The 9,407-nt window shown below is 70.7% G+C and carries 7 protein-coding genes and 4 tRNA genes; 1 reads left to right on the forward strand and 10 read right to left on the reverse strand.

From position 1 onward, the window contains the following. Window positions 1-151: 151 nt before the first annotated feature. On the forward strand, window positions 152-1,342 hold the full coding sequence (gene bet / locus VF697_RS20225) for a phage recombination protein Bet (RefSeq protein WP_331097387.1): 1,191 nt from the start codon (window positions 152-154) through the stop codon (window positions 1,340-1,342). A 66-nt stretch (window positions 1,343-1,408) separates the two neighbouring features. On the opposite strand, the gene VF697_RS20230 is transcribed toward bet, so the two are convergent. The 10 genes from VF697_RS20230 to VF697_RS20275 all read right to left on the reverse strand — a co-directional run. Then, window positions 1,409-1,482, reverse strand: a tRNA-Arg gene (locus VF697_RS20230). A 21-nt stretch (window positions 1,483-1,503) separates the two neighbouring features. Then, a tRNA-His gene (locus VF697_RS20235) sits at window positions 1,504-1,577 on the reverse strand. Between the two features lie 87 nt (window positions 1,578-1,664). Then, a tRNA-Arg gene (locus VF697_RS20240) sits at window positions 1,665-1,741 on the reverse strand. 31 nt (window positions 1,742-1,772) lie between these two features. Then, a tRNA-Pro gene (locus tag VF697_RS20245) sits at window positions 1,773-1,846 on the reverse strand. Window positions 1,847-1,910: 64 nt separating this feature from the next. Then, entirely contained in the window at window positions 1,911-2,519 is a 609-nt protein-coding gene (rdgB, locus tag VF697_RS20250; RefSeq protein ID WP_331097388.1) for an RdgB/HAM1 family non-canonical purine NTP pyrophosphatase, read from the reverse strand. Window positions 2,520-2,523: 4 nt separating this feature from the next. Next, window positions 2,524-3,240 (reverse strand): ribonuclease PH, encoded by a 717-nt coding sequence (gene rph / locus VF697_RS20255; RefSeq protein WP_331097389.1) that lies wholly within the window; start codon window positions 3,238-3,240, stop codon window positions 2,524-2,526. Window positions 3,241-3,320: 80 nt separating this feature from the next. Further along, window positions 3,321-4,130 carry an N-acetylmuramoyl-L-alanine amidase gene (locus VF697_RS20260; RefSeq protein ID WP_331097391.1) on the reverse strand — a complete coding sequence of 270 codons (810 nt, stop codon included), beginning with the start codon at window positions 4,128-4,130 and terminating at the stop codon, window positions 3,321-3,323. Between the two features lie 68 nt (window positions 4,131-4,198). Continuing rightward, window positions 4,199-5,467 carry a chromate efflux transporter gene (gene chrA / locus VF697_RS20265; protein ID WP_331097393.1) on the reverse strand — a complete coding sequence of 423 codons (1,269 nt, stop codon included), beginning with the start codon at window positions 5,465-5,467 and terminating at the stop codon, window positions 4,199-4,201. A gap of 75 nt (window positions 5,468-5,542) precedes the next feature. Continuing rightward, the gene (locus tag VF697_RS20270; protein WP_331097395.1) at window positions 5,543-8,677 is read right to left on the reverse strand and encodes an efflux RND transporter permease subunit; all 3,135 of its coding nucleotides are present in this window, start codon (window positions 8,675-8,677) and stop codon (window positions 5,543-5,545) included. An 18-nt stretch (window positions 8,678-8,695) separates the two neighbouring features. Continuing rightward, a partial coding sequence (locus VF697_RS20275) for an efflux RND transporter periplasmic adaptor subunit (RefSeq protein ID WP_331097397.1) occupies window positions 8,696-9,407 on the reverse strand: 712 nt, incomplete at its 5' end.

Here is a 9,407-nt window from a genome sequence, read left to right on the forward strand (position 1 = left end):
CCCCCTGCTGACGCCTGCCTGCCCTCCGAGCTGGCCTGGACGCCCGTTCAGTAAAGGGATGGCAAATCGCTCCGTCCCGGGTTGAATCTTCCCAAACCTGCGGGCGGACGGAGGTCGTTCGCCCTTTTCGAAGGCGGAGCAGAGCAGCGGCATGGAAGCCCACAACAAGTCGGAAACGGCGTCGGGACAGTGGAGCCCCGAGCGCGTGGAACTCATCAAGCGGACCATCTGCCCCCGGGGTATCGGGGAGGACGAGTTCGCCCTCTTCATCGAACAGTGCAAACGCTCCGGGTTGGACCCGTTGCTGAAGGAGGCCTTCTGCGTGGCGCGCCGGCAGAACGCGGGCAACCGGGACAAGCCCAACTGGGTGACGCGCTACGAGTTCCAGCCCTCCGAGGCGGGAATGCTGGCGCGCGCCGAGCGCTTCCCGGACTTCAAGGGCATCCAGGCGAGTGCGGTGTACGCCGAGGATGAGATCATCGTGGACCAGGGCAAGGGCGAGGTGGTGCACCGCTTCAACCCGGCCAAGCGCAAGGGCAGCCTGGTGGGAGCCTGGTCGCGGGTGGTGCGCGATGGGAAGTTGCCGGTGGTGGTGTGGCTGGACTTCGCGGGCTACGTCCAGCAGACGCCGCTGTGGGCGAAGATTCCCACGACGATGATCGAGAAGTGCGCGCGCGTGGCGGCGCTGCGCAAGGCGTACCCCGAGGCCTTCGGCGGCCTGTACGTGCGCGAGGAGATGCCGGCCGAGGAGTTCGAGCCCGCGGCGGAGCCCGCGCCCTCGACGAGCCACGGCGGCTACGAGGTGCTGGGCGCGCGTCCCGGCCCCGTGAAGGCGTCCTTCCCTCCCCTGCCCACCGCCCCGGTGCAGGCGCAGGCGCCCCTCCAGGTGGTGGAGGCCCCCAAGGAGCCCGTGCGTGAGCCGGAGCTGGCGCCCGCGCCGGCCCCGGTGAAGGCGCGCTCCTCCACCTCGGCCAAGGAGTCGAAGCAGGCCAAGGAGGGCAAGGTGCCCGCGGCCGCGAAGGAGGCCAAGGAGCCCGTGCTCGTGAAGGAGGAGCCCGAAGCCAAGGAGTCCGCACCGGCCACCGAGCCGGCACCGGTCACCGAGGCCGTGGCGAAGCTGCGCAGCTCCGCCGTGGTGGTGGCCTTCGGGACGCACAAGGGCAAGACGGTGTCGGAGCTCAATGACGAGGAGCTGGCCGAGACCATCGACCTGGCGCACGAGAAGCTGATGGAGCAGCCCAAGGCGAAGTGGGCCCGGGCGATGCGAGAGAACCTCGCGGCGCTCGAGACGGAGGCGGAGCTGCGCTGCCGCGTCCCCGCGGCGAGCGGCACCGACGCCTGAGCTTCACGGTGAAGTGAGGGGGAAGAGTCCCTGGCGCGGCGGCACCCTCGAAAGGGGGTGCTGCTGTGCGCCCAGAGGGACTTGAACCCCCAACCCTCGGCTTCGAAGGCCGATGCTCTATCCAGTTGAGCTATAGGCGCGAAAAGCGGGGGATGAAGAAGGGCGGCCAACCGGGATCGAACCGGTAACCTCAGGAGTCACAGTCCTGCGCTCTAACCAGTTGAGCTATGACCGCCGTTACGTCGAACAACCGTCTTGCGACGTGGCGGCTTCCCTACCGTGGAAACCGTCACCGTTCAAGCCCTTTGTCACAGCGGAGGATTGGCGCGCCAGGCGGGACTCGAACCCACGACCCTCGGCTTAGAAGGCCGATGCTCTATCCAGCTGAGCTACTGGCACCCAGTTCTCTCCGTACAACGGTGCTGCGATATCGGGGCGAGAGGATTCGAACCTCCGACCCCCTGCGCCCAAGGCAGGTGCGCTACCAGGCTGCGCTACGCCCCGATGAAGTCCAGCATTGTTGAACCATCCGGAACGGACGTGCAAGGCCAACGTTCCTGACGGTTGCTTACTCCCCGACAGCCTGCCCACTCGCCCACGCCAACAGGCGCGGCTTCATCTTCTGGAAGGCCCTGCCCCGGTGCGAGATGGCGGCCTTCTCCTCCTTCGTCAGCTCCGCCATCGTCTTTCCCCCGGGCAGCACGAAGACGGGGTCGTAGCCGAAGCCGTGCTCGCCCTTGGGCGCGTCACCGATGCGCCCCTCGCAGCGGCCCACCTCGATGAGGGAGGGCCCCCGCCCCGGCAGTGCCAGACAGAGCGCGCACATGAAGGCCGCCGTGCGCTTCTCGTCGGGCACCCCGGACAGCTCCCCGAGCAGCTTCTCGTAGCGCGCCTTGTCGCTCCCCTCGGCGTAGCGCGCCGAGTGAACCCCGGGTCGTCCTCCCAGTGCGTCCACGCACAGCCCCGAGTCATCCGCCAGGGCCGGCAGGCCGGTGGCCTCGGCGTAGGCGCGGGCCTTCTTCTCGGCGTTCTCCTCGAAGGTGGCCCCGTCCTCCACGGGCTCGGGCACCGGGGGCAGGTCGCTCAGGGCGAGCACCTCCACGGCGTCCCCCACGAGGCCACGCAGCTCGCGCAGCTTGCCCGGGTTGGTGGTGGCGAAGAGCAGGCGCGGCTTCATGGCATCAGCCTCCGAGCACCTTCTGCTGGGCCTCGGTGAGCTGGCGGATGGCCGCGAGCCCCGCGTCCAGCATGGCGTCCATCGCCTTGCGGTCGAAGAGCTGGTGCTCGGCGGTGCCCTGCACCTCGACGATGCGCCCGTCGCCCGTGGCCACGAGGTTCAGGTCCACGTCGGCCGTGGAGTCCTCGTCATAGTCCAGGTCCACCCGCACCTCGCCCTTCACCACGCCCACGGACACGGCCGCCAGCGGGGTGAGCTTCGGCATGCGCGGCAGCACACCGTCCTTGTGCAGCTTGCGAATCGCCAGCGCCAGCGCCACGTAGGCCCCGGTGATGGAGGCCGTGCGGGTGCCGCCGTCCGCCTGGAGCACGTCGCAGTCCAGGGTGAAGGTGCGCACGCCCAGCCCCGGCAGGTCCACCGCGGCACGCATGGAGCGGCCGATGAGGCGCTGGATCTCCAGCGTGCGCCCGGTCTGCTTGCCCTTGGAGGCCTCACGCTGGGTGCGGGTGTGCGTGGAGCGCGGCAGCATGCCGTACTCGGCCGTCACCCAGCCCTGGCCCTTTCCCATCAGGTGCGGGGGAACCCTGTCCTCCACCGAGCAGGTGACGAGCACGCGGGTGTGGCCGAACTCCACCTGGGTGGAGCCCTCGGCATAGCGGGTGGCCGCGGGGGTGAGGGTAACAGGGCGCAGATCCAACGCCCCACGGTTGAAGGACCGCATGGGAGGCTCCTCTGGAAGTGAAACGGGCCGCCTCTCTAGCAGACGGGCAACCCGTTGTCCGGGAGGAGTGAGGCGCAGTGTCAGGGGGTGGCGGGAGCGGCCACCGCGGGCGACTTCGGGGCGTCGCGCCTGCGCACCTCGGCGAGGAAGGCCCGCACGCCCTCGGAGATGGCGGTGGCGAGCTGCTCCTGGTACTCGGCGCGGCCCAGCCGGCCCCCCTCCTCCGGGTGGGAGATGTAGCCCACCTCGATGAGGATGGCGGGCGCCTCCACGCCGTTGAGCACGTAGAAGGGCGCCTGCAGCACGCCCCGGTTCGAGCCCCCCGTGGCGGCGATGAGCTTCTGGTGGACGGCGTACGCCAGGCGCGAGGAGTCCTGGTGCGCCTCGGTGCGCGCCAAGTCCTGGAGGATGAAGGCCAGCGTGGAGTCGCCCCGCGCTTCCCGCGCCGTCGGCGCCTCGGCGTTCTCCCGGTCCGCGGCGGCTCGCGCCGTGTCGTTGGAGGCACTGGCCGAGAGGAAGTACGTCTCGATGCCCTGGACGCGCGCGCGCGTGCGCTTCGTGGGCATCGCGTTGCAGTGGATGGACAGGAAGAGGTCCGGCCGCTGCTTGTTGGCGAACGACACCCGCTCGGGCAGCGGCAGCGACTGGTCCTCGTCCCGCGTCATCAGCACCTGCGCGGCCAGGTCCTTCTCCAGGTGCTCCCGCACCCGGCGGGCAATCTGGAGCGACACCTCCTTCTCGAGGAGTCCCGTGGGGCTCGTCGCGCCCCCCTGGTCCCCTCCGTGGCCCGGGTCCACCACGATGCGAGGAGGCCGCTCGGCCGCGAGAGACGACGCAGCCGGGCAGAGAAGAACGAGCACGCTGCTGAGAGCAAGGAAGCGGAACGTCATGCCAGCCCGGATCGTAGAGGGCCGCACGGCCGACCGCCAGCAGCCGGCCATACGGGACTGTCCAGCCCTCATCGCACCTGGAGCAGAAGCCCAGCCACGCCCGCCCCGGCGATGACCAGCGGTACGAGGAATTTCGAGTTCCACCGGAAGAGCACCCCGAGGGCCACGGCGAAGATGACGACCGTGGGCAGGGTGGTGAGCCCGGCGCGTAGCAGCCCCACCGTGGTCGCGGCGATGAGCCCCACCACGCCCGCCGTCACCCCATCGAGGAAGAACCGGAAGCGGGGGTGGTTCAGCACCCGCTCGAAGAAGTCGTGGCCGAGGAGCGAGAAGGAGAAGGCCGGCAGGAAGATGCCCGCCGTCAGCACCAGGGCGCCGGGCAGCCCCCCACCCAGGTAGCCCACGAAGGTGGAGAAGATGATGAGTGGCGCGGGGATGAGCCCCGAGAGCGCGAGCCCATCGAGGAACTGCGCATTGGTCATCCACGCGCCCGTCACCACCGCGTCCCGTTGAATAAAGGGAATGGCGGTATAGGCCCCGCCGAAGGTGAGCAGCCCGCCACGCAGGCCCGACACCAGCAGGGTCAAGAGCGAGGGGCGTTCCTGGGCGACGCCCTGCCCCACCTCCGCCCCTCCCGCCCCCATGGGAGCGAAACCGTGGAGGACCAGGAGGACGAGCACGGCCAGGGCACCCGCCCCGGCGAGCCCGAGGGCCGGCAGCCGCAGGCCCTTCTTCGCCAGCAGGACGATGAGGCCCGCGGCCACGAGCGAGAAGCCGAAGTGCACCCCCGCGCCCTGGGCGAGCGCGGCGAGCACGGCCACCGCCCACGCCCAGCGGTCCACGAGGATGTGTTGCCCGATGCGCACCACCGCCCGGACGATGAGCGCCGCCACCGCGGCCTGGACGGCACCGAACACGGCCGCCAACAGCGGCGACTCCAGACCGTAGCGGAGGTAGAGCCACGAGAAACCGAGCATCAGGACGAAGCCCGGCAGCATGAACCCGAGCCCCGCCAGCAGGCCCCCCACCCGGCCGCGCGAGAGCATTCCGAAGTAGACGCACAGCTCGTGCGCCTCGGGGCCCGGCAGCACCTGGTACACCGCGAGCACCCGGTTGAAGTGCTCGCGGGTCACCCACTTCTCCTTCTCGACCAGGTCCTGGCGGATCATCGCGATCTGCGCCACCGGCCCGCCCCAGGCCAGCAGGCCGAAGTGCAGGAAGCGCAGGAAGAGGCGCCCCAGTGGCTCCCGGGGAACCGCCACCCGCGCTCCGTTCTCCGCCCCCACGCTGCCCTCTCCACTCGTCGTCGCGCCCGTCACGGGGGGGGACGCAAGCACCCGGGACCCACCCAGTCCAGCACTCCGGGCACCGATTGACGCGCAGCGCACGGTGGACCCGTACTGGACCCCCCCTCAACCGCCCGCGGGCACCTTCTCGGGTGGCCGGCCGAAGAGCCGGAAAAGCACCGGCACCACCAGCATGTTGAGGAAGGTGGAGGAGAGCAGCCCGCCCAGGATGACCACGCCCATGGGCGCTTGAATCTCGTTGCCCGGCGCGTCGGCGGCCAGCACCAGCGGCACCAGCGCCAGTCCCGCCGAGAGCGCCGTCATGAGGATGGGCGCGAGCCGCTCCAACGAGCCCTGAATCACCGCGTCGGGCAGGCTCTTCCCCTCGTGCATCATCAGGTGCTCGAAGTGGCTCACCATCATGATGCCGTTGCGCGTGGCGATGCCGAACAGGGTGATGAAGCCCACCAGCGAGGCCACACTCACCACCCCCGAGCCGAGCGCCACCGCCACCACCCCGCCAATGAGCGCCAGCGGCAGGTTGATGAGCGTGAGGAGCGCGTTGCGCACCGAGCCGAACGCCACCACCAGCAGCAGGAAGATGCCCACCACCACCCCCACGCTGAGCAGGGTGATGGTGCGGGCGGCCTCCTCGGCGCTCTCGAACTGGCCACCGTAGACGACCGAGTAGCCCTCGGGCATCGGCACCTGCGCGGCGATGCGCGCCTTGAGATCCTCCACCACCGTGGACAGGCCCCTCCCCGCCACGTTGGCCTGCACCACCATCTTGCGCTGCACGCCCTCGCGGCTGATGGTGTTGGGACTGGTGTCGCGCGACAGCGTCGCCAGCATCTTCAGCGGGATGCGCGTCCCCGCCGGCGTGTCGATGGGTGTGGACTCCAGCGTCTCCAGGTCCGCCCTCGCCCCGTCCGCCAACCGGGCCACCAGCTCCACCGTCCGCTGCCCCTCCAGCATCGTCCCCACCGTCGCCCCGGCGAAGGCGTGCTCCACCGCCTCGGCCACCTCACCCGTGGTCAGCCCGAAGCGCGCCACCGCGTCCCGGTCCATGCGGATCTCCAGCTCCGGAATGTCCACCTGCTGCTCGATGGACACGTCCACCGCTCCCGGCGTCTCCTCCGTCACCCGCATCACCCGCTCGGCCAGCTCCCGGAGCGTGTCCAGGTCATCCCCGAAGAGCTTCAGCGCGATGGCGGACCGCGAGCCCGACAGCATGTGGTCGATGCGGTGCGAGAGCGGCTGGCCGATCGTCACCACCGCCCCCGGCACCTGGGCCACCGCCTGGCGCATCGCCGCGAGCAGCTCCTCCTTCGAGCGCTCGCTCTTCGAGAAGTCCAGCCGCACGTCCAGCTCCGCCGCGTTCACGTCCTGGGCGTGCTCGTCCAGCTCCGCGCGGCCCGTGCGCCGGGAGGTGGCGGCCACCTCGGGGAAGGCCAGCAGCGCCTGCTCCACCCGCCGGCCGAGCCGATCCGACTCCTCCAGCGAGGTGCCCGGCAGGGTGACGACGTTGAGGGTGAGTGAGCCCTCGTTGAACTCGGGAAGGAAGGCGCGCCCCAGGAAGGGGACGAGGGCCAATGCCGCCACCAGCGCCAGCCCCGCTCCGCCGAGCACCGCCCTCGGGTGCGCCAGTGCCCGCCGCAGCAGGGACCCGTAGTGGTGCTTCAGCCAGCGCAGCAGCGGCCCCTCGTCCTGTCCGAGCGCCTTGGCCCGCGGCAGCAGGTACGCGCAGAGCGCCGGAGTGAGCGTCACCGCCACGAGCAGCGACGCGGCGATGGCCACGATGTAGGCCAGCCCCAGCGGCGCCAGCATCCGCCCCTCCAGCCCCGACAGGAAGAAGAGCGGCAGGAAGACCAGGATGATGATGAGCGTCGCGAAGAGGATGGCCGTGCGCACCTCCGAGGAGGCCCGGTAGATGACCTCGGTGGCCGGCAGGCGCTGCGCCTCGGGCAGGTGGGCGTTCTCCCGCAGGCGCCGGAAGACGTTCTCCACGTCGATGATGGCGTCATCCACCAGCGCTCCGATGGCGATGGTGAGCCCCCCGATGGTCATGGTGTTGAGGCTGATGTCCAACACCCGGAGCACCAGCACCGCCGCCACCAGCGACAGGGGGATGGCCGCCAGCGAGATGAGCGTGGCGCGCACGTTCATCAGGAAGACCAGCAGGATGACCGCCACGAGGAGGGCACCGTCCCGCAGCGCCACCGACACGTTGCGCACCGCCACCGAGATGAAGTCCGCCTGCCGGAAGATGTGCCGGTCCACCTTCAGCCCCTTGGGCAGCGTGGGCTGGAGCTCGTCGAGCACCGCGTCCAGTCGCGTCGTGAGCGCCAGCGTGTTGGCGTCCGGCTGCTTCATCACCGCGAGGATGACGGCCGGCTCGCCGTTGGCGCTGCCCTCGCCCCGCTTGGGCCGGGGTCCCACCCGCACGTCCGCCACCTGCCCCACCGTGATGGGCTGGCCCCCGCGCACCGTCACCACCGTGTTGGCCAGGTCCTCCACGCTCCTCGCGCGCCCCACGGCCCGCAGCAGGTACTCCTGCCCCCGCTCCACGTAGAAGCCGCCCGAGGTGTTCTGGTTCGTCGTCCTCAGCGCGCGCACCACCTGCTCGAAGCCCACGTCGAGCGCATGCAGGGACTCGGGGCGCAGCAGCACCTGGTACTGCTTCACCGCCCCGCCGATGGGCACCACCTGGGAGACTCCCGGCACGGACAGCAGCCGCCGGCGCAGCACCCAGTCCGCCACGCCCCGCGCCTCCATCATCCGCGCCTCGCTCCCCGACTCGTCCGGCCCCAGCGCCTTCGGGTCCCACGCGACGGAGAGGAAGAGGATCTCCCCCATCACCGAGGACACGGGCGCCATCGTCGGCGGTGGCACGTCCGGCGGAAGCTGCGCGGCCACCATCTGGAGCTTCTCGTTCACCACCTGCCGGGCCGCGTGGATGTCCGTCCCCCAGTCGAACTCCACCCACACGATGGAGATGCCCACCCCCGAGGACGAGCGCACCCGCCGCACGCCCGTGGCGCCGTTCACCGCCGTCTCGATGGGGAAGGTGATGAGCGTCTCCACCTCCTCGGGTGCCAGCCCGTGGCCCTCGGCGAGCACGGTGACGGTGGGCGCGGTGAGGTCCGGGAAGACGTCCACCGGCATCCGCCGCACCGTCTCCAGTCCCAGGATGAGCAGCAGGATGGAGGCGGCGACGACCAGGAGCCGGTGTTCGATGGACCAGCGGATGAGGCGGTTCATGCGTGCGTTCCCCCGCCCTCAGTGCGAGTGCCCGTGCCCGACACTGGCGCCCGTCGCGGTGGACAGCTTGAGCTCGTAGGCCCCGAGCGAGACGACCCGCTCGCCCTCCTTCACGCCCTCCAGCACCTGCACGTGGCCCCCGGAGCGTACGCCCGTGCGCACGAGCCGCTTGTAGAAGGACTCGCCCCCCGCCAGGACGAAGACGGTGGGCTTGCCGTTGTCGTCCACGAGGGCGGACTCGGGGATGGCCACCCCGCTCACCGTCTCCCCGGTGAAGAGCGTCACCTTGGCGAACATCCCCGGCTTGAGCGCGCCCTCGGGGTTGGGCAGCTCGAAGATGATCGGCACCGTCCGCGTGGCCCGGTCCACCACCGCCCCCACCGCCACCCGCCGGCCGCTCTTCTCGTCCACCGTGAAGGGCTTGTCGAAGCCGGCCACCGTGAAGCTCGCGCCCGGTGAGCGCTGCACCCGCGCCACGTCCGGCTCGTACACCTGCGCCTCCAGCCACAGCCGCTCGGCGTTCACCACCGAGACGAGCCGCTCCCCCACCCCCACCACCGCCCCCGGCATCACGTTCGCGAAGGACACCACTCCGTCCAGCGGCGAGCGCAGCTCGAAGGGCGCCCCGCCCTGCCCTCCCGCTCCACTCTGGGTGCCCTGGTACGTGTCCCGCTGGCGCTCGGCCGCCGTCACCCGCGCCGCCGCCATCTCACGGGCCACTCGCGTCTCG

It is taken from the genome of Archangium sp. (assembly GCF_036388035.1).
GTDB lineage: Bacteria > Myxococcota > Myxococcia > Myxococcales > Myxococcaceae > Archangium.

Bases quoted from the DNA above. Each gene is read 5' to 3' on its own strand.
- bet (WP_331097387.1), top strand. From the start codon at position 152: ATGGAAGCCCACAACAAGTCGGAAACGGCGTCGGGACAGTGGAGCCCC.
- VF697_RS20270 (WP_331097395.1), bottom strand. From the start codon at position 8,677: ATGAACCGCCTCATCCGCTGGTCCATCGAACACCGGCTCCTGGTCGTC.
- rdgB (WP_331097388.1), bottom strand. From the start codon at position 2,519: ATGAAGCCGCGCCTGCTCTTCGCCACCACCAACCCGGGCAAGCTGCGC.
- rph (WP_331097389.1), bottom strand. From the start codon at position 3,240: ATGCGGTCCTTCAACCGTGGGGCGTTGGATCTGCGCCCTGTTACCCTC.
- VF697_RS20260 (WP_331097391.1), bottom strand. From the start codon at position 4,130: ATGACGTTCCGCTTCCTTGCTCTCAGCAGCGTGCTCGTTCTTCTCTGC.